Genomic DNA, 24,201 nt, shown 5'->3' on the forward strand with positions numbered 1-24,201 from the left:
GCCCCGGCCGTCGCGCCGAGCGCCGGCTTGAACGAGACGGGCGCGTCGGAGACCGAGGCGAGCGTGATGCCCAGCTCGGCGCCCTTGTCGACCGCGGAGAAGCCGGTGAGGCTGCCGGCCGAGGTGTCGGCGCGGCTGACCTCGGGCGCGGGGGCCGTGGTGCGGCGCGCGGCGGCGAGCTGCGCCTGCTGCGCCTCTTCGGCGGAGCGCGTGTCGGCCTGTGCGGCCATCGCGGGCTGCGGGTCACTGACGGCCGGCTGGAAGTCCGCGCCGCCCGACATCTCGTACCAGGCCAGCCCGAGGAAACCGAAAGTCACTGGGATCAACTTGTTCATGGCCGAATACCTCCGGTCTGGAAAAGAAATGCGTCATGAAATGCCGCGCCGCAGAGCCGCGGTGCGCGCCCCATGATACCCGATTCGCGGGACGCGCGGTCGCGGAATTCGGAAAAATCCCGGCGCGAGGCGCTTGCTCGCTTTACCGTGCCGGTCTGCGGCGGTATCCCAATATCCATGAATGACATCGTCGATGACCCCAATATGAACCCTCGCAATCTGGCAGAACCGCTGCGCCGAGCCATCGGCGACAGGTATCTGACCTATGCGCTTTCGACGATCATGAACCGGGCCCTTCCGGACGCCCGTGACGGGCTCAAGCCCGTGCACCGCCGTATCTTATATGCAATGCGCCGGCTTCGGCTTAGTTCCGCCGGTGGCTTCCTGAAATCGGCAAAAATCAGCGGGGACACCATGGGGGACTTCCACCCGCATGGTGACGCGGCGATCTACGACGCCATGGCGCGGCTCGCGCAAGACTTCACGATCCGCTACCCGCTGGTCGACGGCCAGGGCAACTTCGGCAACATCGACGGCGACAACCCGGCGGCCTCGCGCTACACCGAGGCGCGGATGACCGTCATGTCCGAGGCGCTGCTCGAGGGGCTGGACGAGGACGCGGTCGATTTCCGCGCCAACTACGACGGCCGGCTCGAAGAGCCCGCCGTGCTGCCCGCCTCCTACCCCAACCTTCTGGCCAACGGCGCGAGCGGGATCGCGGTGGGCATGGCGACCAACATCCCGCCGCACAACATCGGCGAGCTGATCGACGCCTGCCTGCACCTGATCAAGTACCCCAACGCCGGCGACGAGAAGCTGCTGGACTTCGTGCCCGGCCCCGACTTCCCGACCGGCGGCGTCATCGTCGAGCCGCGCGACCGCATCGCCGAGGCCTATCGCACCGGGCGCGGCAGCATCCGGCTGCGCGCGAAGTGGGAGGTCGAGGACCTGGGCCGCGGCCAGTGGCAGGCGGTGGTGACCGAGATCCCCTACCAGGTGCAGAAGTCCAAGCTGGTCGAGCGCATCGCCGAGCTGATCCAGACCAAGAAGGTCCCGGTCCTCGCCGACATCCGCGACGAGAGCGCCGAGGACATCCGCATGGTGCTCGAGCCGAAGTCCAAGAACGTGGACCCCGAGCTGCTGCTGGGCATGCTGTTCAAGAACAGCGACCTCGAGGTGCGCTTCTCGCTCAACATGAACGTGCTGATCGACGGCGTGACGCCGCGGGTCTGCTCGCTGAAGGAGGTGCTGCGCGCCTTCCTCGACTTCCGCCGCGACGTGCTGTGCCGCCGCTCGCGCCACCGGATGGAGAAGATCGACCATCGGCTTGAGGTGCTCGAGGGCCTGATCGTGGCCTTCCTGAATCTCGACCGGGTGATCGACATCATCCGCTACGACGAGGCCCCCAAGGCCGCGCTGATGCGCGAGGACTGGGGACGCGACCACGTGCGCGCCACCAACGAGGCCGATTACGTGGCCCCTGCCCCGCTGGCCGAGGACGGCGCCGTCAGCCTGACCGAAGTGCAGGCCGAGGCGATCCTGAACATGCGCCTGCGCTCGCTGCGGCGGCTCGAGGAGATCGAGCTGGTCAACGAGCGCGACCGGCTCATGGAAGAGCGCGCGGGGCTCGAGGACTTGCTCGACAGCGAGGACCTGCAGTGGAAGCGCATCTCCGAGCAGCTGCGCGAGACCAAGAAGGCCTTCGCCAAGGATCTCGAGCGCGGCGGCCGGCTGACCTCCTTCGCCGAGGCGGGCGAGGTCGAGGAGGTGCCGCTCGAGGCGATGATCGAGCGCGAGCCGATCACCGTGGTCTGCAGCCAGATGGGCTGGATCCGCGCCATGACGGGCCACATCGACCTGAACCGCGAGCTGAAGTTCAAGGACGGCGACGGCCCGCGCTTCATCTTCCACGCCGAGACGACGGACCGGCTGCTGGTCTTCGGCTCGAACGGACGGTTCTACACGATCTCGGCCGCGAACCTGCCCGGCGGGCGCGGCATGGGCGAGCCGCTGCGCCTGATGGTGGACCTGCCCAACGAGGCGGAGATCGTGGATCTCTTCATCCACAAGCCGGGGCGCAAGCTGCTGGTGGCCTCCTCGGCCGGTGACGGTTTCGTCGTGCCCGAGGAAGAGGTCGTCGCCCAGACGCGCAGCGGCAAGCAGGTGCTGAACGTGCGCGGCGAGGTCAAGGCGCGGGTCTGCAAGCCGGTGACGGGCGATGCCGTGGCGGTCGTGGGCGAGAACCGCAAGGTGCTGGTCTTCCCGCTCGACGAGCTGCCCGAGATGACGCGCGGCAAGGGCGTGCGGCTGCAGAAGTACAAGGATGGCGGCATGTCCGACGTCACGACCTTCACGCTGGCCGAGGGCCTGTCGTGGCGCGACCCGGCGGGCCGCACCCGCACCGAGACGACCCTCGACGACTGGTACGGCAAGCGCGCCGGCACCGGCCGCATGGCCCCGCGCGGCTTCCCGCGCGACAACCGCTTCACCTGAGGGGCGCCCGCGCGGCGCCCCCGGGGACCGATTTCGCCCGACAGGGCAAAGGCATTTCGAGAGGGTCCGCCATGGCCGAGGGACAGTATGCCCACGCCCGCTACGCCGGGGACAACGGCCAGCTGTTCTGGCTGGCCTTCCGCACGGGGTTGCTGACCCTGGTAACGCTGGGGATCTACCGCTTCTGGGCCAAGACCCGCATCCGCCGCTACATCTGGTCGGCGGTCGAACTGGACGGCTCGCGATTCGAATACACCGGGACGGGGCTGGAGAAATTCCTGGGCTTCCTGATGGCGGTGATCATTCTCGCCGTCTACCTCGGGGTGATCCAGATCGTGTTGTTCTACTTCGGCATCTCGCTCTTCGGCGGCGCCGACGCCGCCACCTCGGTCGTGGCGGTCAACGCCTCGGTGCTGGCGGTGCTGCCCTTCGTCTTCTTCGCGGTCTACCGCGCAAGGCGCTACCGCATGGCAAGGACGCGCTGGCGCGGCATCCGCTTCGGCATGGACAGGAACGCCTGGGGCTATGCGCTGCGGGCCATGGGCTACTGGGCCCTGACGCTGCTGACGCTGGGATTGATGCTGCCGCTGCAGACCTTCCGGCTGGAGCAGTACATGACCGACCGCACCTGGTTCGGGGACGCCCGCTTCCGGCAGGAGGGGCACTGGACGGCGCTCTACGGCCGGATGCGACACGTCTTCATCGGGATCGGGCTGATCGTGCTGGGCAGCATCGGCGCCGCCGCCGGCGCGGCGGGCGACTGGGGCTGGGGGGCTGCGGGCATCGCGGCGATCCCCGTGGGCGCGGTCTGGCTGGCGATCGGCGTCATCTCCTACCGCGTGCAGAGCTTCGCCTACCTCGCCCGGACCAAGGTGCTGGACGAGCAGGTGGGCTTTCACGCCCGGCCCGAGACCTCGACCGTGATCCTGACGTGGATCGTCGGCAGCCTGATCGTCGGCGCGGCGGTGGGCATCTTCCTTGCGCTGGTGGGCGGCGGGGCGGCGATCATCTTCGGCGGGCTCGCCTCGACGGGCGGGCTCGACGGGATCGACCCGAGCGGGCCAGCCGTGCTGCTGCCGCTGCTCGGCGGTGCCATGACCTATATCCTCGTCTTCGTCGCGGCCGAGGCGGGCGGGCTCGCGCTGATCACGCAGCCGATCCTCAAGCACTACGTCGACACTCTGACGGTGATCGACCCCGACGCACTGGGAGAGATCCGGCAGCGTGCCGCGGACAAGGGCGCCGACGCCGAGGGCTTTGCCGATGCGCTGGATATCGGCGGGGCGATCTGAGGCATGGAGGGGCGCGCGAGCTTTCACGATGGCGGGACGGCCGCGCGCCACGAGGTCCGGCTGCGGCTGAGCGAGGACAACCAGGCGCTGGTGATCGAGGGCGACAGCCTGCCCGCGCCGCTGCGCTGGCCGCTCGCGGACCTGCGTGCCCTCGGCGATCACGCCGACGCGGCGCGGCTGGTGGTGACGCGGCACGCGGACCACGTGCCCGACGCCCTGCCCCGCGACCCGGCGCGGCTGGTGATCGAGGACCCGCGCCTGATCGAATGGCTGCACCGCACCCGCCCGCGCCTGCACCGGCGCGACCTGCGCGCCGGCACCGGGCGGCGCGTGGCCCTGCGGCTGGGCGGCGCGCTGGCGGCGGTGCTGCTGATGCTCTTCGTCATCCTGCCCTCGATGGCCGGCACACTCGCCCGCCTGCTGCCGGTCGAGCGCGAGGTGGCCTTCGGCCGGACCGTCACCGCGCAGATGGAGCGGATGCTGGGCGCCGAGAGCCCTGGGTCGCTCGACTGCGAGGCGCCCGGCGGCACGGCGGCGCTCGAGGCGATGGTCGCGCGGCTGACCGAGGGGCGCGCGCTGGACTACGATCTGCGGGTGCGGGTGCTGGACAGCGGCATGGTGAATGCCTTCGCCGCGCCGGGCGGGCAGATCGTGGTCATGCGCGGGCTGCTGGACAAGGCGGAGGGCCCCGACATGGTGGCCGCCGTGCTGGCGCACGAGATCGGCCACGTCGTGCACCGCGATCCCACGCGCAACGCCCTGCGCGCGGCGGGCTCGGTCGGGCTGCTGGGGCTGCTCTTCGGAGATTTCACCGGGGGCGCGGCGATGGTCCTTCTGGCCGACCGGCTGATCAACGCGAGCTACGGGCAGGAGGCCGAGACGCAGGCCGACATCTACGCCCACGCCATGCTGCGCGACGCGGGGCTGCCGCCCGCGGCGCTGGCCGAGATGTTCGAGCGGTTCCGCGACCTTGGCGGCGAGGTCGACGGCGCGCTGGCGCATTTCATGTCGCATCCCCGCCTGAGCGAGCGCATCGACGGGGCCCGCGCCGCCCCGCCGCCGGAGGGCGCCGTCACCCCGGCGCTCGACCCCGGGCAGTGGCGGGCGCTGCAGGGCATCTGCGGCGCCCCTGACTGACCCCTTGATGGGCGCCGGGAGGCGCGAACGCGGCGTTCGGTGGCGCCAACGTGACGTTTTTCCCCTGTTTCCCCTGCGTGCACTTCGCTATCAACACGCCGAAGGGTCACATGGGAGCCGCGCCCGACGCGGCGAAATCCGGGAGAATACCGCTCATGAAGGTACTCGTACCTGTCAAACGGGTGATCGACTACAACGTTAAGGTCCGCGTGAAGGCGGACGGATCGGGTGTCGATCTGGCCAACGTGAAGATGTCGATGAACCCCTTCGACGAGATTGCCGTGGAAGAGGCGATCCGCCTGAAGGAGGCCGGGAAGGCCGACGAGGTGATCGTGGTGTCGATCGGCGTGAAGCAGGCGCAGGAGACGCTGCGCACCGGGCTCGCCATGGGCGCGGACCGGGCGATCCTGGTGACCGCCGCGGACGACGTGCACACCGACATCGAGCCGCTGGCCGTGGCGCAGATCCTCGCCAGGATCGTCGCCGAGGAAGAGCCGGGCCTGGTGCTGATGGGCAAGCAGGCCATCGACAACGACATGAACGCCACCGGCCAGATGCTGGCGGGCCTGCTGGGCTGGGCCCAGGCGACCTATGCCAACACGCTCGAGGTGTCGGACGGCGCCGCGGTCGTGGCGCGCGAGGTCGACGGCGGGTTGCAGACCGTGAAGGTCACGCTGCCGGCCATCGTCACCACCGACCTGCGCCTCAACGAGCCGCGCTATGCCTCGCTGCCCAACATCATGAAGGCCAAGAAGAAGCCGCTCGACGAGAAGACCGCCGAGGACTACGGCGTCGACGTCTCGCCCCGGCTGGAGGTCGTGAAGACCGCCGAGCCCGAGGCGCGCGCGGCGGGCATCATGGTGGGCTCGGTCGACGAGCTGGTGGCGAAACTCAAGGAAAAGGGGGTCGTGTGATGGCTGTTCTCCTTCTTGCGGAAATCAACGACGGGCACCTGTCGATGGACGCCACCGCCAAGGCGGTGAGCGCGGCCGGCGCCCTGGGCGATGTCACCGTGCTGGCCGTGGGCGCCACCGCCAAGGATGCCGCCGCCGAGGCCGCGACCATCGAGGGCGTGGCCAAGGTGCTGGTCGCCGAGGACGCGCTCTACGGTCACCGGCTGGCGGAGCCGGCAGCGGCGCTGATCGTGTCGCTGGCGGGCGATTACTCGCACATCGTGGCGCCGGCCACGACCGACGCCAAGAACATCCTGCCGCGGGTCGCCGCGCTGCTGGACGCGATGGTGCTGACCGATGTCACCTCCGTGGTGGATGCGGATACCTTCGAGCGCCCGGTCTATGCCGGCAACGCGGTGCAGACCGTACGGTCGAAGGATGAAAGGAAGGTTATCACCTTCCGCACCTCGACCTTCGACGCGGCCGGCACCGGCGGCTCGGCCGCCGTCGAGGAGATCGGCGCGGGCGAGAACCCGGGCCTGTCGGAATGGGTCGAGGACAAGATGGCCGAGAGCGACCGCCCCGAGCTGACCAGCGCGGGCATCGTGGTCTCGGGCGGCCGCGGCGTGGGCTCGGAAGAGGACTTCCGGATCATCGAGGCGCTGGCGGACAAGCTGGGCGCGGCGGTCGGTGCCTCGCGCGCGGCGGTCGACAGCGGCTTCGCGCCGAACGACTGGCAGGTCGGCCAGACCGGCAAGGTCGTGGCGCCGGACCTGTATATCGCCTGCGGCATCTCGGGCGCGATCCAGCACCTCGCGGGGATGAAGGACAGCAAGATCATCGTCGCGATCAACAAGGACGAGGAGGCGCCGATCTTCCAGGTCGCCGACTACGGCCTCGTCGCGGACCTCTTCCAGGCCGTCCCCGAGCTCACCGAAAAGCTCTGAGCGCGGCACGCCGACAAGACACGAAGGGCCCGCCATCTCGGCGGGCCCTTTTTCATGCGCGGTCCGGGGCGGACATCAGATGTTCTCGAGTTCCGGCTCATCCTTGATCTGCACGTAGTCGATCTCTTCCGCGGCAAGGCCCTTGAGGATCGAGGGGATCATCATGAAGATCAGCAGGAAGATCGGCAGCCCGATCACGGTGATGACCTGCTGCAGGGCGTTCAGCCCCTCGTCCCCGGCGAGCCAGATCAGCATCCCCGCGATGGTGCCCTCGGTCACGCCCCAATAGACGCGCTGGGGCCAGGGACCGGGCGTTTCCTCGCCGGTGCAGAGCATGTCCACCACCAGCGACGCGGAGTCGGAGGAGGTCGCGAAGAATATCGCCACGATCACCACGGCGAGGCCCTGGATGATGGTGGTGAAGGGGAAGTTCTCGAAGAAGGCGAACATCGCCAGCGGCACCGAGTTCGCCACGGCCTCGGACAGGGCACCAGCCTCGTCGCCCATGGCGGCGCGGGCGGTCTCGCCGATGCCGTCGATCTGCATGGCCTGCCAGCCGAAGATGGCGAACCAGACGAGCGTGAAGGCCGAGGGCGCGAGCAGCACGCCCAGCACGAACTCGCGGATCGTCCGACCGCGCGAGATGCGCGCCACGAACAGCCCGATGAAGGGCGACCAGGTCACCGTCCAGGCCCAGTAGAAGACGGTCCAGCTGCCCTGCCAGCCCCAGCCGTCGCCGCTTTGGTGCGCGTAGGCCAGCATGTCGTTCCAGAAGGCGAGCTGCGGCAGGTTGCCGAGGTAGAGACCCAGCGTCTGCACGATGCCGCGCAGCAGGAACAGGGTCGAGCCGGTGACCAGCACGAAGACCATCAGCGCCACGGCCATGCCGATGTTGATGTTCGACAGCAGCTTCACGCCGCTGTCGAGCCCGGCAACGATCGAGCCGACCGCGACCGCCGTCAGCACGGCGATAATGGCAATGCGCATCCAGGTCGAGCTTTCATACCCGGTGAGCTCGGACAGGCCGGCCGCGATCTGCGACGAGCCCAGCCCGAGCGAGACCGCGACGCCGAAAAGCGTGCCGAGGATCGCAGCGACGTCGATGACCTTGCCCGCCTTGCCGTAGATACCGTCCTTGAGCAGCGGGTAGAACACCGAGGAGACGCGCACCGGCAGGTCGTAGCGATGGATGAAGTAGGCGAAGGCCAGGCCCGGCAGCGTGAAGATCGTCCAGGTGTGCAGCCCGAGGTGATAGAGCGCGAAGGACATCGCGTCCCGCGCGGCCTCGATCGAGTGCGGCTCGACCGTCTCGCGCGGGGGCTCGGAGAAGTGGCTCATGGGTTCGGCCACGCCCCAGAACATCAGGACGGTGCCGATGCCGCCCGCGAAAAGCATGGTGAACCAGGACACGTTGTCGAAGTCGGGCGTGGAATCGGACTTGCCCAGCTTGATGTGGCCGTGACGGCTGCAGGCGATCCAGATCAGGAAGCCGAGCCATATGTTGACGCCGGCGATGAAGAACCAGCCGAGGTTGGTGACCACCCAGGCGCGGCCTGCCTCGAAGAAGGTCCCGATGGCCGCCGGGGCGATCAGGAGCGCCCCGAGGAACACGACCATGCACGCCGTGGCGCTGAAGAAGATCGTTGAATCCGTGCGCAGGCCGAGCCGACGTGCCAGTCCATCCATTGGCGTCCCCAATTCGGGCAAAAGAAATCTCGGCTCAACGCGGCGACAATCGCGTTGTTCCCAATAAATTGAATTCCGGACAGGAACTCTACCATGACGGGTATGGCATATGGCGCGATCGCGACTGTCGGGTGCACTGTCGCACGTCTCATGTGCGACCAGCCCGGATTGCCGCGGCGCGGCAGAAGCATAGGTTCTGCGTCAGGATACCACGTCACCCTTGAAGGAAAGGATGCACCGATGGCGCAGAAACTGAAAGTGATCACCGCAAGCACGCGTCCGGGCCGCATCGGCCCGATCGTCAGCAACTGGGTTGCCGAGCAGGCGAAGGAGCATGGCGGCTTCGACGTCGAGATCGTCGACCTGGCGAGCTTCGACCTGCCCCTGCTGGACGAGCCGAACCACCCGGCGATGCAGGACTACACCCAGGAGCACACGAAGAAGTGGAGCGCGGCTATCGCCGACGGCGACGCCTTCATCTTCGTGACGCCCGAGTACGACTACTTCCCGCCGGCCTCGATCGTGAACGCCATCCAGGCGCTGGTGGTGGAATGGGCCCGCAAGCCCGCCGGCGTCGTCGGCTACGGCGGCATCTCGGGCGGCATGCGCGCCGCGCAGGAGCTGCGCTCGCTGCTGGCGAACATGAACGTCATGCCCCTCAAGCAGGTCGTGCCGATCCCGATGGTCTTCGGCGACATCACCGAGGAGCAGACGCTCACGCCGAACGACGAGGTGCACAAGGGCACCGCCGGGCTGCTGGACGAGCTGCAGGTCTGGGCCGAGGCGCTGACGCCCGCGCGTCAGGAGCTGCTGCGCAAGGCGGCCTGATCGCCGCAAGGGCAGGACATGCGAAGGGGCTGTCGGAGCGATCCGGCAGCCCCTTTCACGTGCGGCGGGATGCGCTCAGCTCGAGACCTGCTCGCGCAGGATCGAGGCGGTGAGCGATATCATCAGGTAGATGCCCGAGAAGATCAGGAAGGCGAGGATCGTGTTCTCGAACTTGCGGGGATAGCTCGGGTCCTCGGAGGCGACGGGCTGCACCGAGGTGGTGAGGTAGCGCGCCTGACTGTCGGCGTCGCGCCGGGCCTGCTCCAGCCGCTCGAGCGCGGTCTGCAGCATCAGGTCGCGGGTCGCGAGGTCGGCCTCGGCGAGCTGGATCTGCACGGCGGTCTCGGCCAGCGAGTTCTCGCCCGTGGTGGCGGTGGTCATCTGGGCGTTGAGGTCGTCGAGCAGGGCCTCGAGACGGCGCACGTCGCCCTCGGCCCCCGCGACGCGGCTGCCGTTCGGGCGGGCGTTGTCCATCAGCGCGGCCAGTTGCAGGCGCTTTTCCTGCAGCTGGATCTCGACGTTGTTGATCTGCCCGCGCAGCGCGGCGATGCGGCCCTCGGGGTCGACGATGGCGCCCTCCTGCTGCAGCCGCACCAGCCGCTCCTGCGCGTCCATGCGGGCCTGCTCGGCCTCGTCGAGGCCGGCCTCGGCATCGGTCACGGCATTCGAGCGCTTGCGCATCGACAGGTTGTCGACCCGCTCCTCGGCGTAGCCGATGAGGGCCCGGCTGAACCGCGCGGCCGTCTCGGGGTCGGCGGCCATGATCTCCATCTTCACGACGCCCTCGGTCGGGTCGTAGCCGATCTCGATGTTGCGCTTGTAAAGGCTGTAGGCCTCCTCGTTCGAGGGGTTCTCCTCGAGCCGCTGGATCGGGTCGATGGAAGCCTGCGTGTAATGCGCCTTGAAGCCCTCGTCCCGGTCGAGCCGCAGCATCGCGTCCTTGGACAGCAGGTAGCTTTGCACCGCGATGGCATCCTGGTTGGTGGCGAACTGCGTGCCCGAGAACATGCTGCCCATCCCCGAGGCCGAACTTTCGGCCTTGAGGATCAGGAACTCGGACTTGGTCGAGTACATCGGCGTGGCGACGACGTAGAAATAGTAGCCCGCGATCAGCGTCGGCAGCAGGATGAAGAAGGCGAGCCGGGTCAGCAGCAGCGCCATCTTGCGGCGGCGGCGGCCGGCCATCTCGCGCTGGATCTGCATGATCTCGGCGGCGCGGCGCTCCGCCGGGCTGGCGGTCTGGGTCGAGGGCAACTGCGCGCGCTGACGGTCGGGCACGGTCTGCGGCAGGTGGATGTTGTCGCGCGGCACGGGCGGCTGCGCGGCGCTGCCGCCGCCTGCCCCGGTGCCACCGCCCTGGCCGCCCTGGCCACCGCCCGGCGGCACCACGAGTTCGAGCACATTGGTGCGCTGGAAGGGATCGATGCCGCGCGCGCGCAGCAGCCGGACGGCGTCGAAGTCCGAGGTCGGCGCGAGGCCGTTCTTCTGCGCGACGCGCCGGGCCATGCGCAGCTGGCGGCCGGTCAGCCCCTCCCTGGCGATCGCCTCAAGCTCAGGCTCGGCGGGACCGCCCGCGGCCGCCTGGGCGCTGTCGGGCGCGGCTTTCGCCGCCTGGTCGAGCGACGGCGCCTTGTCTTCGGTAGAGGCGTCGGCGGGCGCGCTGCGGCGGACACGGAATTTCCTAGCCTTGGGTTTCGTAGTCATAGAGCTGTTTCGCTTCTTCCAAGGTTTCGAACATGTGCAGCTTGCCATCCATCAGGACGGCCGCCTTGCGCGCGAATTTCTCCAGCACCGCGGGCTGGTGCGAGACGATGACCATGGTCGTCGTGCGCAGGCGTTCGGCAAGGATGTCGCCGGCCTTGCGGTTGAACTCGACATCGGTGGAGTTCGGCATCCCCTCGTCCACGAGGTAGATGTCGAAATCCAGCGCCAGCATCAGCGAGAAGGTGAACCGCGAGCGCATGCCGCTGGAGTAGGTCCCGAGCGGCTGGTCGAAGTATTCCCCCAGCCCGCAGAGCCAGCGGCAGAAGCTTTCGACGTAGTCCGGGTCGAGCCCGTACATCCGCGCGATGAAGCGGGCGTTCTCGCGCGCCGAGATCTTGCTGACCACCCCGCCCATGAAGCCCAGCGGAAAGGAGATGCGGCAGCCGCGGCGAATCTCGCCCTCGTCGGGCTTCTCGAGCCCGGCCATCATGCGGATCAGGGTGGTCTTGCCGGTGCCGTTGGGCGCCAGCACGCCCAGCGACTCGCCCAGGTCGACGCGAAACGAGACACGGTCGAGGATCACCTTCCGGCGCTGGCCCGTCCAGAAGGACTTGCTCACCATGTCGAATTCCAGCATCGCGGTCGCCTCGGAACTGCGCAGACCCAACCTCTACAAAGGCCGCGTTAAGCATGCCTTAGAGAAAGACAGTGGTTACAATATGTCCGAATTGCGGCGTCCGCCACATTCCTGCTTGGCCGTTCCGCGTGGGCCCCGGACGCAAAACGGCCCGCCGGCGTGATGCGCGGCGGGCCCGTGCCCGGATGTCGTAGGGATGGCGCCCGGCGTCAGGCGATGGCGCCCCATGCAAGGCCGGCGATCACCGCGCCCACCACCGCGTAGCCGATGTAGGCGGCGAAAACGCGCGGCTTGACCAGCGCCCAGACCGCGATGGCGGCGGGGATACAGCTCACGCCGCCGGCGATGACGAAGCTCATGGCGGCGCCCGGTGCCATGCCCTGCGTCAGCAGCGCGTCCACCAGCGGCACGGCGGCATAGCCGTTGAGGTAGGCCGGTGCACCGGCGAAGGCCCCCAGCAGGATCGGCCAGAGCCCGTCACCGCCCAGCACCCCGGCAATCGCGTCTGCGGGAATGTAGCGCAGCATGACGGCCTCGATCAGGTAGGCCAGCAGCAGCCACTTCAGCAGGAACACCATGTTGGTGAGCGCCGTCTCGCGGAAGGTCTCGCGCCGGTCGGCCTCGGTCCAGAAACGCCAGACCGGCTTGCCCTGGAAGGGTTTCTTCACCCCGCAGCAGCCGCCCACCTGCGGCTTCTCGCGCAGCGGATCGGCGAAGACCGGCGAGGTCTTGAGCAGCTTGGTCCCGAAGCCGCCGAGGATGCCGATGCTCACGGCGGCCAGCGTCTTGCCCGCGGCAAAGCCCCAGCCCAGCGTGCCCGCGGTCACCAGAAACATCGCCGGGTCCATCAGCGGCGAGGCCAGCCAGAAGGCCATGACCGCGCTCAGCGGCGCCCCCACCGCCAGCAGGGCGGCGATGAAGGGGATCACCTCGCAGGAGCAGAAGGGCGAGAGCCCGCCCAGCAGCCCCGCGAAGAGGATCATCCGGCTCTCGCGCCCCTCGAAGGCGCGGGCCAGCAGGGTCTCGGCCCCGGCCGCCTTGACGTAGGCCACCGCCGCCACGGCAAAGAGCACGAAGGGCGCGGTGTGCAGCAGCGCCCCGCCGGCGAAGCTGGCGGTGGGCCAGACCTGCGCCGGGTCGAAGATGCCGACAATCACCAGCAGAAGGGCGCTCGCGATCCAGGCCTTGTCGATCCGCGGCCAGCGCGGGGAGGGGCTTGTCGTGTCAGTCATGGTCGTGCTCCGGGGCCGGACAATCGGCACAGCAATGGGTGAGGAGGAACTCCGACAGGCTGCGCACCTCGGAGTAGTCGGCCGCGGCACAGATCGTGCTGCGCCCCTTGCGCGCCTGTGTGATCAGCCCCGCCTGCGTAAGGATGCGCAGGTGATGCGTGAGCGTCGAGCCGCCCACGCCGGCGCGCTGGCCCAGCTCTCCGATGCTCAGCCCCTCGGGGCCGGAGCGCACCAGCGTCTTGAGCACGTTGAGGCGCTGCTCCGAGCCCAGCGCGGCGAACTTCGAGGCCGCGATCTCGAGCGGCATCTCGGGGAGGAGGTCGGGGGGCGAATCATTTTTCATATTTCTAGCATTATCGAAATTTCACGCCGCGGCAAGCCTGACTTCGATGATCGTCGAAATATCACGCGCGAAATGCCCCGGGCCACTGGTCAGGCGGCCGCCGCGCGCCTACCTGCCAAGCGATGACCGACACGCTCTCAGACCTGGCCGACCGGCTCTCGGGCTGCCGCCTCTGCGCCGACCGCTTCGCGGCGACGGCCACGCGGCACAGCCCGCGCCCCGTGGTCTGGTTCCGGCCCGGCGCGCGGCTGCTCATCGCCTCGCAGGCGCCGGGCATCCGCGCCCACGAGGCCGAACGCCCCTTCACCGACGCCTCGGGCCGGCGCCTGCGCGACTGGCTGGGCCTCTCGGAAGAGGCCTTCTACGACCGCGACCGCGTGGCCATCGTGCCGATGGGCTTCTGCTTTCCGGGCTACGACGCCAAGGGCGGCGACCTGCCGCCCCCCGCCGTTTGCCGCAACACCTGGCACGACGCGATCTTCGAGGCGCTGGGGCAGGTCCGCCTGCGGCTCTACATCGGGGGCTACTCGCAGAAGTACCACCTGGGCGTGAAGACCGGCGTGACCGAGACGGTGCGCAACTGGCGCGACCATCTGCCCGGCGCGATCCCCTTGCCGCATCCGTCCTGGCGCAATACCGCGTGGATCAAGCGAAACCCCTGGTTCGAGGACGAGCTGCTGCCCGTCCTGCGGGCCCGCGTCGCCGAGGTGATGACATGACCAAGACCCCGCTCGACACCGCGCATGCCGCCATGGAGGCCGCGCCGCAGGAGGATGCCGCGCGCCTGCGCTTCTACGAACGGCTGGCCGACAGCGAGCTCTTCCTGCTGCTCACCCGCGAGGCCGAGGGCGACCAGGTCGAGCCCGAGCTCTTCGACCTCGGCGACGCGCGCTTCGTGCTGGTCTTCGACCGCGAGGAGCGGCTGGCACAGTTCGTCGGCCAGGCCGCGCCCTACGCGGCGCTCTCGGGCCGCGCGGTGACCAACATGCTGGCCGGCCAGGGCATCGGTCTCGGGGTCAACCTCGAGGTCGCGCCCTCCTCGACGCTGCTGCCCGCGGAGGCGGTGGACTGGCTCGCCGGAACGCTCGGCCACGGCCCCGCCGAGGCCGAGGCGCAGGTCTCCGAGGTCTCGGCCCCCGCCGGCCTGCCCGAGGCGCTGCTGACGGCGCTCGACACCAAGCTCGCGACGGCGGCGGGTTTCGCGCGCTGCGCCTGGCTGGCCGGCGCGGCCTATGCCGACGGCACGCGCGGGCACCTGCTGGCCTTCGCCGGCGCGGTGCCGGGCGCCGAGGATGCGCTGGCGCGCGCGGTGAACGAGGCGCTGGTCTTTTCCGGGATCGAGGCCGGGGCGCTGGACGTGCTCTTCCTGCGCGACAGCGACGAGCTCGCCGCGCGGCTGGCGCGCGTGGGCCTGCGCTTCGACCTGCCGGAGCCGGCCACGCCCGAAGAGGCCGAACGCCCCGCGCCGGGCTCGGACCCCGACCGCCCGCCGATCCTGCGCTAGATCACGCCAGCCCCAGCTCCTGCCGCAGGGTCGGCAGCGTGTCGCCGGGGGCGGGCGTGGCCTCCCAGACGGCGCGGGCGATGGCCCGCGACAGGCAGAGGCTCGCGGCATGGCCGATCGCGGAGAGCTGCAGCGCGGGCTCCTCCAGCGGCACGCGGCCGGTGGCTGCGCCGAAGACGAGATCCCCGTCCATCGGCGAATGCGCCGGCACCACGGCGCGCCCGATACCGTCCTGCGCCGCCACCGCGAGGCGGTGGCACTGCGCCTTGTCCATCACGGCGTCGGTCGCCACGACCGCGATGGTCGTGTTGCCCTGCCCCGCCATGGCCGCGACCTTGCGGCTCGCGGGCTGCGGCTGAAGCCCCCGCGCCGGATCCGATCCCAGCCCGCCGAACTCCTCGTCCACCTCGAAGGGCGCCGCCCAGAAGTGCCGCCCCGAGGGCGTGGTGACGCTGCCCATGGGGTTGGTCGCCACCAGCGCACCCACGGTCACGCCGCCCTCGAGCACGAGGCTCGCCGAGCCGAGCCCGCCCTTGTGCATCGCCGTCTGCGCCCCGGCCCCCGCGCCCTGGCTGCCAAGCACGACATCCTCCGAGGCCGCTTCCAGCGCCGCGCGTCCCAGCGCGGGATAGGGATTGACGCCCCAGTCCTTGTCACCCCCGTTGAGCAGGTCGAAGAGGATCGCCGCCGGCACCAGCGGCACCCGCGCAGAGAGCACGGGAAAACCGCGGCCCCTCTCGTGCAGCGCCTCCATCACGCCCTGCGCGGCGGCCAGCCCGAAGGCGCTGCCGCCCGAAAGCACCAGCGCATCGACGCCGGGCGCGGTCTTGTCCGGCGCCAGCAGGTCGGTCTCGCGCGTGCCGGGCGCGCCGCCCATGACCGAGACCGAGGCGGTGAAGGGCGCATCCCCCGTCACCACGCTCACGCCCGAGCGCAGCGCGCCCTCCGAGGCGCTGCCGACCCGCAAGCCGGCGACATCGGTGATCAGATTGCGGGGTCCGGGTCGCATGCCACCTCCGGCGTCAGGACGGCTGCAGGGTCACGCGAGGCCGCGCTGCGCGCAACCCCGCCCTTCATCTTTCCCAAAATACGCTCTTCGCCGCCCGCAGGGCGGCCGGGGGCAGCGCCCCCGCCAAGATTTTTCGCCGAAAAATCTTCGCCCTCCTCAGATGCAGCGTCCGCCGTCGACCTCCATGCAAACGCCGGTCACGAGGCTGGCCTCGTCCGAGCAGAGGTAGACCGCCGCCATGGCAAGATCGTCCGGCGTCGAGAACCGGCCCAGCGGGATGGTCGAGATGATCGCCTCGCGCCGTTCCGGCGTGTCGTCGCCCAGGAAGCGGCCGATCAGCCCGGTCTGCCCCATCACCGGGTTCAGCGCGTTCACGCGGATGCCCTCGGACGCCAGCTCGATCGCCATGGCCTTGGTCGCGGTGATCATCCAGCCCTTCGAGGCGTTGTACCAGTTCAGACGCGGCCGCGGCGAGACGCCGGCCGTCGAGGCCATGTTCAGGATGTTGCCCTGCCCGCGTTCCTTGAAATGCGGCACCAGCGCCCGCGCGGTCAGGTAGACCGACTTGCAGTTCACCGCGAAGACGCGGTCGAACTCGGCCTCGTCGACCTCCTCCATCGGCGTCGGCACGTGGGTGATGCCGGCGTTGTTCACCAGGATGTCCACGTGGCCCAGCGCCTCGATCGCCTTCGCGGCCATGGCGGTCACGCTGGCGCCGTCGGCCACGTCCACCTGCTGCGCCACGCCGCCGTGCTCGGCCGCGACCGCCTCGGCCGCCTCGGCGTTGATGTCGGCCACCAGCACCTTCGCGCCCTGTTCGGTGAACCGCTGCACGATGCCCGCGCCGAAGCCCGAGCCGCCACCGGTGACGATGGCGGTCTTGCCCTCAAGTCTCATGTCTGTCTCCTCCCGTTCCGGCCGCCTCTCAGCCGTGATGCGCCGCCACGGTCTTGAGCACCGAGAAGCCGTAAAGCGCCTCGAACCCCTTTTCCCGTCCGTGGCCGGACTTCCCGATGCCGCCGAAGGGCAGCTCCACCCCGCCCCCGGCGCCGTAGTTGTTGATGTAGATCTGCCCCGAGCGGATCGCCTTGGCGAGCCGCATCTGCCGCGCCCCGTCGCGCGTCCAGATCCCCGAGGTCAGCCCGTAGTCGGTGCCGTTGGCGATGGCGACGGCCTCCTCCTCGGTGTCGAAGGGGATCACCACCTGCACGGGCCCGAAGATCTCTTCCTGCGCCAGCGCGTGATCCGGCGCCACCGGGCCGTAGAGCGTGGGCGTGACGTAGTTGCCGCCCTCGGGCAGCCCCTCGGCAAAGCGTCCCTTCGCCAGCACCGGCAGGTCGGCGCCGCGCTCGAGGAAGCCCTCGACGCGGGCCTTCTGCGTGGCGTTGATGAGCGGGCCGATGTCGCGGTCGTCGAGCGCCGGACCCACGACGCGGGCCTCGTAGGCCTCGGCCATGCGGCGGGTCAGCTCGTCCCAGATCGGCCGCTGCACGAGGATGCGCGAGGAGGCCGAGCAGGTCTGCCCGCCGTTCTGCAGCCCCGCGTTCACGAGGAAGGGCAGCGCCTTGTCGAGATCGGCGTCCTCGAAGACCACCTGCGGACCCTTGCCGCCCAGCTCCAGCGTCACCGGGATCACGTTGGCGCCCGCCGCCTGCTGCACGGCGGCGCCTGTGGCGACCGAGCCGGTGAAGCTGATGTGCTGGATGCCCGGATGAGAGGACAGCGCCGCGCCCGCCTCGGAGCCCAGCCCCGGCACGACGTTCAGCACACCCGCCGGCAGACCCGCCTCCTGCGCGAGCCGGGCAAAGGCCAGCGCCGTGAGGCAGGCATCCTCGGCCGGCTTCAGCACGCAGGCGTTGCCCATGGCCAGCGCCGCGCCGACCGAGCGGCCGATGATCTGCATCGGGTAGTTCCAGGGGATGATGTGCCCCGTCACCCCGTGCGGCTCGCGCAGGGTGTAGACGGTGTAGCCGTCGAGATAGGGGATCGTCTCGCCGTGCACCTTGTCGGCCGCGCCGCCGTAGAACTCGCAGTAGCGCGCCAGCGCCACGGCATCGGCGCGCGCCTGCTTGAGCGGCTTGCCGACGTCGGTCGCCTCGAGCTCGGCCAGGCGGTCGATGTTGGCCTCGACCAGCTTGCCGATCTCCGCGAGGATGCGGCCCCGCTCGAATGCGGGCCAGCGGCCCCACTCGCCATCCAGCGCCGCCTGCGCCGCGTTCACGGCGTCGTCGATGTCGCCGGCCGTGCCGCGTGCGATGCGGCCGATCTCCTCGCCCGTCGAGGGGTTCACCAGCGGCAGCGTCTCGGCGGTGTCGCGCCATTCGCCCGCGATGAGCACGCGCGCGGTGTCAGGGGATGTCATGTCCAGCATCGGTCTTTCCTCCTCCCTCGAGCGGTGGCAGGACCGGAGCCGCCGCTACAAGCGATTTGGTATACCAATGCCCGGGGTTGTCAAACACCTCCTCGGTCGCGCCGCGCTCGACGATCTCGCCAGAACGCATGACCAGCACCCGGTCGGTGATCGACCGCACCACGCCGAGATCGTGGCTGATGAAGAGATAGGTCAGCCCGTACTGCCGCGAGAGCTCGGCGATGAGGTCGAGGATGCGCGCCCGCACGCTGACGTCCAGCGCCGAGACCGCCTCGTCGAAGATCACCAGCTCGGGCCGGATGATGAGTGCCCGGGCGATGGCGATTCGCTGGCGCTGGCCACCCGAGAAGGCGTGGATGTGGCTCTCGGCATGTTCGGGGCGCAGGCCGACGGCCGTCAGCGCGTCCGCCACGGCAGCCTCGCGCGCGGCCCCGCGCGGCGGGTCGGGCAGCAGGTGAAAGGGCTCGGCCACCAGCCGGCCGACGCGGTGACGCGGGTTGAACGAGCCGTAGGGGTCCTGGAAGACGACCTGCACGCGGCGCCGCACCTCGGGGTCGGGGCGGCCGTGGTCCAGCACCGGGCGGCCATCCAGCGTGATGGTGCCGCCCTGCACCGGCTCGAGCCCGAGGATCGCGCGGGCCAGCGTGGACTTGCCGCAGCCGCTTTCGCCGACGAGGCCCAGCCGCTCACCCCGCGCGATGTCGAAGCTCACGTCGTCGAGCGCCCGGTGCGCGGCGCGCGGCGCGAAGAGCGCGCGGCGCGGCAGCGGGTAGTCGCGGCGGACCTCCTCCACGCGCAGCAGGCGCCCATCGGGCGCGGGCGGCGGCAGCGCGGCGCGGTGGCGCGAGGCCTCGAAGAGGCGGCGGGGGTAGGGGTGGCGCATCTGGGCGAAGAGGTCGGCGGTCGGGCCCTGCTCGACCACCTCGCCCTCCTGCATCACCGCGATGCGGTCGGCCATGCCCGCGACGACGGCAAGGTCGTGGGTGATCATGAGCAGCCCCATGCCCTCGTCCCGGACGAGGCCGCGCAGCAGCTCGAGGATCTGCGCCTGCGTGGTGACGTCGAGCGCCGTGGTCGGCTCGTCGGCGACCAGCAGGCGGGGCCGCAGGGCGATGGCCATGGCGATGACGACGCGCTGGCGCTGCCCGCCCGAGAGCTCGTGCGGGTAACGCGTGAGCGGCACGCGATCGGGCGGCAGGCCCACGCGCTCCAGCACCTCGCGGGCGCGGGCCTCGGCGCCCGCCCGGGGCGCGGCGCCGTGCACGCGGATCGTCTCCATGACCTGCGCGCCGATGGTCTGCACCGGGTTCAGCGCGGTCATCGGCTCCTGGAAGATCATCGCGACCTCGCGGCCGCGGATGTCGCAGAGCTGCGGCTCGGCGAGGCCCAGCAGGTCGCGCCCGTCGAGACGGATCGCGCCCCGGGCCGCGAGCCCCTGCGGCAGCAGCCCCATCACGGCGAGCGCGGTCATCGACTTGCCCGAGCCGCTTTCGCCCGTCAGCGCCAGGATCTCGCCCGGGGCGACGCGCAGCGAGACGTTGCGCAGGATGCGGTGGGTCCCGGCCGCGACGCCGAGGCTCTCGATCTCGAGCAGCTCGGTCATGCGCGCCGCTCCCGCAGCCGGGGATCGAAGCGGTCGCGCAGCCCGTCGCCCAGCAGGTTCAGCCCCAGCACCATGAGCACGATGGCGAGGCCGGGGATGATCGCCACGTGCGGCGCCAGCGCCACCATGGTCTGCGCATCCGCCAGCATCCGCCCCCAGGAGGGCACCGGCGGCTGCGCGCCAAGGCCCACGTAGCTGAGCCCCGCCTCGGCGAGTATGCCCAGCGAGAACTGGATGGTGCCCTGCACGATCAGCAGGTTGGCGAGGTTCGGCAGGATGTGCTCGGCGCTGATGCGGGGGGTGGACTTGCCCGCGACGCGGGCCGCGAGGATGAACTCGCGCCGCCAGAGCGACAGCGCCGCCCCGCGGGTGAGGCGGGCGAAGACCGGCACGTTGAAGATGCCGATGGCGACGATCGCGTTGACCGCGCCGGGGCCGAAGACGGCGGTGATGAGGATCGCGATCACCAGGCTGGGGAAGGCGAAGATCAGGTCGTTCGCCCGCATGATGATCTCGTCCAGCCAGCCGCCCTGCCGCGCGGCGGCGGCGAGGCCCAGCGGAACGCCGGCGCCCATGCCGATGCCCACCGCCACCAGCGCCACCGCGATCGAGGTCCGCGCGCCGGTCATGATCATGCTCAGGATGTCGCGGCCGAAGTGGTCGGTGCCCAGCAGGTGCGCGCGCGAGGGCGGCTGCAGCCGGGCGGCGATGTTCATCGCCTCGACGTCGCCGGGCGTCCAGAGGAACGACAGCGCGGCGGCGGCCAGGAAAAGCGCCGTGAGTGCCGCGCCTGTGACCAGTTTCGCGCTCATCGCCGCACCCTCAGGCGCGGATCGACGGCGGCATAGGCCAGGTCGGTCAGGAAGTTCACCGTGATGACGGCGAAGACCAGCAGCATGACCACGGACTCGACGACGATGAGGTCGCGCTGGGTGATCGCCTGGAAGATCAGCCGCCCCAGCCCCGGCAGGAAGAAGACCTGCTCGATGATGATGGCGCCGGCCAGCAGGAACGAGAACTGCAGCCCGATGATGGTCAGCACCGGGATCAGCGCGTTGCGCAGCCCGTGCCGCCAGAGCGCCTGCCGCCGGCTCAGCCCCTTGGCGCGCGCGGTGCGGATGAAGTCCTCGCCGAGGATGTCGATCAGCGACGAGCGCATGACCCGCGCGAGGATCGCCGCCTGCGGCAGCGCCAGCGCGACCGCCGGGAGGGTCAGCGCCTTGATCGCCTGCAGCGGGTCGTCCCAGCCGGGAAAGCCCCCGGCCCCGAACCAGCCCAGCGTCAGCGAGAAGAACAGCACCAGCAGCATGGCGAACCAGAAGTTCGGGATCGCCACACCGAGCTGCGTCGCGGCCATGACGCCCATGTCGCCGGCCCGCCCGCGCCGCGCGGCGGCGTAGATCCCCGCCGGGAAGGCGAGCAGCACCGCGAGGCCCAGCGCGTAGAGCGCCAGCGGCAGCGAGACCCGCAGGCGCTCGGCCACCATGCCGGCGACGGGCGTGCGATAGGTGTAGGAGGTGCCGAAATCGCCGGTCAGCATGCCGCCGACCCAGTCGAGGTATCGCTCGGCCCGCGAGACGTCGAGGCCGAGCTCGGCGCGCAGGTTGGCGACCGTGCCCGGATCGGCGTTGATGCCCAGCATGTAGCTCGCCGGATCGCCCGGCGCGACCTCGACCACGAGGAAGATCACCAGCGAGGCGACCAGCAGCGAGACCGCCAGCGAGATCAGACGTTTGAGCGCGTAGAACCCCATGCGGCGGAGCCTAGGCGCGCGCGGCCGGACGGTCCAGCGGGCAGAGGGCGCAAATCGCCGGCACGGGTTCGCCAAGGGCGTCGATTTCCGGCGTTCGACCCTCGACATTCACGCCACGCGCCCGCATGTGACACCGGACAGCCTGCTTCCGCCACCCTGCAGCCGGGACCCGCGCATTGGATACCGCCGCGCTCATCCGCGAGTTCATCACGCTACTCGTCGTGATCGATCCCATCGGGACGATCCCGGTCTTCCTGTTCGCCGCGCAGGCCGTGCCGGCGGCGCTGCACCGGCGCCTCGCCCTGCGCGCGATCCTGATCGCGACGCTGGTGCTGCTGGCCTTCCTCGTCGGCGGCCAGGTGGTGCTCGAGACGCTGGGTCTTCGGCTGGGCTCCTTCCAGGTGGCTGGCGGTGTGATCCTGTTCCTCTTCGCGATGACGATGATCTTCGGCGAATCGAAGCCCGACCGCGAGATCGAGGAGGCCGGACGCGACCACCTCGCCGGTGCGGTCTTTCCGCTGGCCATGCCCTCGATCGCCTCGCCCGGCGCGATGCTGGCCATCGTGGTGCTGACCGACAACCACACCGAGACGCTCTCGGACCAGGCGGTGACGGCCGGTCTGCTGGTGGCCGTGCTGCTGCTCACGCTGATCGTGCTGCTGCTGGCCGGGCGGATCTACCGCCTGATCGGCAACACCGGCACCAGTGTCATCAGCCGGGTGATGGGCATCGTGCTGGCGACGATCGCGGTGGACTCGGTCTTTGGCGGGCTCGATGCGCTGGGGATCATCAGCCTCGCGCCCGGCGCGGCCGAAGGGCCGCTCTGAGCACGGGCACGGCTCAGCGCGCCAGCAGCTCCAGCGGGTCGTAGCCCATGCCCCGGTTCCAGGCGACCTCGGGCAGGCTGTCGGGCTTGAAGCGGATGCCGGCCATCTCCTCGCGCGAAAAGAAGCGCCTTGTGTGCACGATGCCCTCGGGATCGGCCCAGTCGTCGGGCAGCTCGGGGGCGGTCATGGTGCAGCGGAAGAAGATCTCGACCTGGTGAAAGCCGCTGCCGGGGTCGTGGTACTCGTTCACGAGACAGGGCGGGCCGACATGCACCGAGAGGCCGGTTTCCTCGTGGACCTCGCGGGCGAGGTTGTCGGGCAGCGAGGCGCCGGGGTTCACGCCGCCGCCGGGGGCGCACCACAGGTCGCTGCGGTGCCCGGGCCAGGCGTTGACCATCAGCAGCCGGTCGTCGCGCAGGATCACCGCGCGGCAGGCGAGACGGGGAGAGGCGGACATGTGCAGGGCTCCTTTCGCCCTTTCATAGGGCGGCCCGACCCCGTATCTCAAGCGCCATGACGCCATCTCTCTGCCTCCGACCGAACCGATGATCGACGCAACCCTCGACGGCGCCCGCGTGATGACGCCCGACGGCTGGCAGCAGGTTCCGCTGCCGCTCGCCGGGGGGCGCGTGGCCAAGGCGCCCACCGGACGCCGGATCGACCTGCGCGGCTACGACCTTCTGCCGGGGATCGTGGACGCCCACGGCGACGGCTTCGAGCGGCACATGGCCCCGCGCCGTGGCGCCCTGCGTGAACGGGCGGCGGGTGTCGTGGCCTGCGCGGCCGAGCTTGCGGCGAGCGGCATCACCACGGCGGCGCTGGCGCAGTTCTGGTCCTGGGAGGGCGGCATGCGCGGCCCCGACTTCGCCGAGGAGGTCTTTGCCTCGGTCGCCGAGGTCGCGCCGACGGTGCCCGTGGACCTGCGCCTGCAACTGCGGCTCGAGACGCACTACCTCGAATCCTTCGAGCGCGCCGAGACGGCCATCGACCGCTGGGGCATCGATTACGTCGTCTTCAACGACCACCTGCCCCACGCGCGGCTGGCCGAGGGGCGCCGACCGCCGCGCCTGACCGGGCAGGCGCTGAAGTCCGGCCGCAACCCGGAGGCGCATCTCGCACTGATGCAACGCCTGCACGCCGAGGGCGCGGCGGTGCCAGGGGCGCTCGACGCGCTCTGCGCAGGGCTGGGCGCGCGCGGCGTGATCATGGGAAGCCACGACGACCGCACGCCCGAGGCGCGCGCCGCCTGGCGCGATCGGGGCGTGCGCGTCTCGGAGTTTCCCGAAACGCTCGAGGCGGCGCGCGCCTCGGGCGTGCGGTCGTCGTGGCTTCCCATGATCACGCCGCGCGCGCCCAGCCCTGCGCAGAGCGCGTCGAGCGCCCCTGGCACCGCCGCGCCCTCGGCGTGCAGGCGTTGCATCAGTGCGAGATGCGCCTCCGGGTTGCGGCCGGACTTCAGCGCCTGCCCGGTCAGGCGCGGCGGTGCCAGGGGCGCTCGACGCGCTCTGCGCAGGGCTGGGCGCGCGCGGCGTGATCATGGGAAGCCACGACGACCGCACGCCCGAGGCGCGCGCCGCCTGGCGCGATCGGGGCGTGCGCGTCTCGGA

21 protein-coding genes and 2 pseudogenes are annotated in these 24,201 nt (G+C 70.3%); 10 read left to right on the top strand and 13 right to left on the bottom strand.

The window, feature by feature from the left end; all coding sequences use genetic code 11:
- Positions 1-335 (bottom strand): annotated as a pseudogene (locus tag SALMUC_RS31030) (hypothetical protein); the annotation flags it as partial.
- Between the two features lie 177 nt (positions 336-512).
- Here SALMUC_RS31030 and SALMUC_RS09580 point away from each other — a divergent pair.
- The 5 genes from SALMUC_RS09580 to SALMUC_RS09600 all read left to right on the top strand — a co-directional run bounded on the left by SALMUC_RS09580 (position 513) and on the right by SALMUC_RS09600 (position 7,097).
- Positions 513-2,828, top strand: a complete 2,316-nt coding sequence (locus SALMUC_RS09580) for a DNA topoisomerase IV subunit A (protein ID WP_021120156.1) — start codon at positions 513-515, stop codon at positions 2,826-2,828.
- Positions 2,829-2,899: 71 nt separating this feature from the next.
- The gene (locus tag SALMUC_RS09585; protein WP_020043722.1) at positions 2,900-4,120 is read left to right on the top strand and encodes a DUF898 family protein; all 1,221 of its coding nucleotides are present in this window, start codon (positions 2,900-2,902) and stop codon (positions 4,118-4,120) included.
- 3 nt (positions 4,121-4,123) lie between these two features.
- On the top strand, positions 4,124-5,257 hold the full coding sequence (locus SALMUC_RS09590) for a M48 family metallopeptidase (RefSeq protein ID WP_021120157.1): 1,134 nt from the start codon (positions 4,124-4,126) through the stop codon (positions 5,255-5,257).
- A gap of 155 nt (positions 5,258-5,412) precedes the next feature.
- On the top strand, positions 5,413-6,171 hold the full coding sequence (locus SALMUC_RS09595; RefSeq protein WP_037371669.1) for an electron transfer flavoprotein subunit beta/FixA family protein: 759 nt from the start codon (positions 5,413-5,415) through the stop codon (positions 6,169-6,171).
- Positions 6,171-7,097, top strand: a complete 927-nt coding sequence (locus SALMUC_RS09600; RefSeq protein ID WP_020043323.1) for an electron transfer flavoprotein subunit alpha/FixB family protein — start codon at positions 6,171-6,173, stop codon at positions 7,095-7,097. Before SALMUC_RS09595 ends, SALMUC_RS09600 begins: the two co-directional genes overlap by 1 nt.
- Positions 7,098-7,172: 75 nt before the next feature.
- Here the strand turns inward: SALMUC_RS09600 and SALMUC_RS09605 are convergent, their stop codons facing one another.
- Positions 7,173-8,783 carry a BCCT family transporter gene (locus tag SALMUC_RS09605; RefSeq protein WP_020043322.1) on the bottom strand — a complete coding sequence of 537 codons (1,611 nt, stop codon included), beginning with the start codon at positions 8,781-8,783 and terminating at the stop codon, positions 7,173-7,175.
- A 240-nt stretch (positions 8,784-9,023) separates the two neighbouring features.
- Here SALMUC_RS09605 and SALMUC_RS09610 point away from each other — a divergent pair, with 240 nt between their 5' ends.
- Entirely contained in the window at positions 9,024-9,611 is a 588-nt protein-coding gene (locus SALMUC_RS09610) for an NADPH-dependent FMN reductase (protein WP_020043321.1), read from the top strand.
- A gap of 75 nt (positions 9,612-9,686) precedes the next feature.
- On the opposite strand, the gene SALMUC_RS09615 is transcribed toward SALMUC_RS09610, so the two are convergent.
- The 4 genes from SALMUC_RS09615 to SALMUC_RS09630 form a co-directional block, all read right to left on the bottom strand.
- Positions 9,687-11,315 carry a KpsE/RkpR family capsule polysaccharide export protein gene (locus SALMUC_RS09615; RefSeq protein WP_020043320.1) on the bottom strand — a complete coding sequence of 543 codons (1,629 nt, stop codon included), beginning with the start codon at positions 11,313-11,315 and terminating at the stop codon, positions 9,687-9,689.
- Entirely contained in the window at positions 11,293-11,952 is a 660-nt protein-coding gene (locus tag SALMUC_RS09620) for an ABC transporter ATP-binding protein (RefSeq protein WP_020043319.1), read from the bottom strand. The genes SALMUC_RS09615 and SALMUC_RS09620 overlap by 23 nt, the downstream gene beginning before the upstream one ends.
- Before the next feature lie 209 nt (positions 11,953-12,161).
- A complete protein-coding gene (locus SALMUC_RS09625) occupies positions 12,162-13,184 on the bottom strand; it encodes a permease (protein ID WP_020043318.1) in 1,023 nt (340 codons plus the stop codon).
- Positions 13,177-13,527, bottom strand: a complete 351-nt coding sequence (locus SALMUC_RS09630) for an ArsR/SmtB family transcription factor (protein WP_020043317.1) — start codon at positions 13,525-13,527, stop codon at positions 13,177-13,179. Before SALMUC_RS09630 ends, SALMUC_RS09625 begins: the two co-directional genes overlap by 8 nt.
- Positions 13,528-13,649: 122 nt before the next feature.
- Between SALMUC_RS09630 and SALMUC_RS09635 the strand changes: the two genes are divergently transcribed.
- Together SALMUC_RS09635 and SALMUC_RS09640 are read left to right on the top strand one after the other, a co-directional pair.
- Positions 13,650-14,246, top strand: coding sequence for a uracil-DNA glycosylase family protein (locus SALMUC_RS09635; protein WP_020043316.1), 597 nt, complete (start codon positions 13,650-13,652; stop codon positions 14,244-14,246).
- A complete protein-coding gene (locus SALMUC_RS09640) occupies positions 14,243-15,031 on the top strand; it encodes an SseB family protein (protein ID WP_020043315.1) in 789 nt (262 codons plus the stop codon). Before SALMUC_RS09635 ends, SALMUC_RS09640 begins: the two co-directional genes overlap by 4 nt.
- Before the next feature lies 1 nt (position 15,032).
- Here SALMUC_RS09640 and SALMUC_RS09645 read toward each other — a convergent pair whose 3' ends face one another.
- The 6 genes from SALMUC_RS09645 to SALMUC_RS09670 all read right to left on the bottom strand — a co-directional run bounded on the left by SALMUC_RS09645 (position 15,033) and on the right by SALMUC_RS09670 (position 21,767).
- Entirely contained in the window at positions 15,033-16,040 is a 1,008-nt protein-coding gene (locus SALMUC_RS09645) for a P1 family peptidase (RefSeq protein WP_020043314.1), read from the bottom strand.
- 156 nt (positions 16,041-16,196) lie between these two features.
- Complete coding sequence (locus SALMUC_RS09650) at positions 16,197-16,937, bottom strand: glucose 1-dehydrogenase (RefSeq protein WP_020043313.1); 741 nt, start codon at positions 16,935-16,937, stop codon at positions 16,197-16,199.
- Between the two features lie 28 nt (positions 16,938-16,965).
- Complete coding sequence (locus tag SALMUC_RS09655) at positions 16,966-18,402, bottom strand: aldehyde dehydrogenase family protein (protein ID WP_020043312.1); 1,437 nt, start codon at positions 18,400-18,402, stop codon at positions 16,966-16,968.
- On the bottom strand, positions 18,389-20,014 hold the full coding sequence (locus tag SALMUC_RS09660) for an ABC transporter ATP-binding protein (protein ID WP_020043311.1): 1,626 nt from the start codon (positions 20,012-20,014) through the stop codon (positions 18,389-18,391). The genes SALMUC_RS09655 and SALMUC_RS09660 overlap by 14 nt, the downstream gene beginning before the upstream one ends.
- Positions 20,011-20,826 (bottom strand): ABC transporter permease, encoded by an 816-nt coding sequence (locus SALMUC_RS09665; protein WP_020043310.1) that lies wholly within the window; start codon positions 20,824-20,826, stop codon positions 20,011-20,013. The genes SALMUC_RS09660 and SALMUC_RS09665 overlap by 4 nt, the downstream gene beginning before the upstream one ends.
- On the bottom strand, positions 20,823-21,767 hold the full coding sequence (locus tag SALMUC_RS09670) for an ABC transporter permease (protein ID WP_020043309.1): 945 nt from the start codon (positions 21,765-21,767) through the stop codon (positions 20,823-20,825). The genes SALMUC_RS09665 and SALMUC_RS09670 overlap by 4 nt, the downstream gene beginning before the upstream one ends.
- A 176-nt stretch (positions 21,768-21,943) precedes the next feature.
- Between SALMUC_RS09670 and SALMUC_RS09675 the strand changes: the two genes are divergently transcribed.
- Positions 21,944-22,594 (top strand): MarC family protein, encoded by a 651-nt coding sequence (locus SALMUC_RS09675; protein WP_020043308.1) that lies wholly within the window; start codon positions 21,944-21,946, stop codon positions 22,592-22,594.
- Positions 22,595-22,607: 13 nt separating this feature from the next.
- Here SALMUC_RS09675 and SALMUC_RS09680 read toward each other — a convergent pair whose 3' ends face one another.
- Entirely contained in the window at positions 22,608-23,051 is a 444-nt protein-coding gene (locus SALMUC_RS09680) for an NUDIX domain-containing protein (protein ID WP_020043307.1), read from the bottom strand.
- A 121-nt stretch (positions 23,052-23,172) separates the two neighbouring features.
- Here SALMUC_RS09680 and SALMUC_RS09685 point away from each other — a divergent pair.
- Positions 23,173-23,844, top strand: a pseudogene (locus tag SALMUC_RS09685) (amidohydrolase family protein); the annotation flags it as partial.
- Positions 23,845-24,201: the final 357 nt, after the last annotated feature.

The organism is Salipiger mucosus DSM 16094, assembly GCF_000442255.1.
GTDB classification, from domain to species: domain Bacteria; phylum Pseudomonadota; class Alphaproteobacteria; order Rhodobacterales; family Rhodobacteraceae; genus Salipiger; species Salipiger mucosus.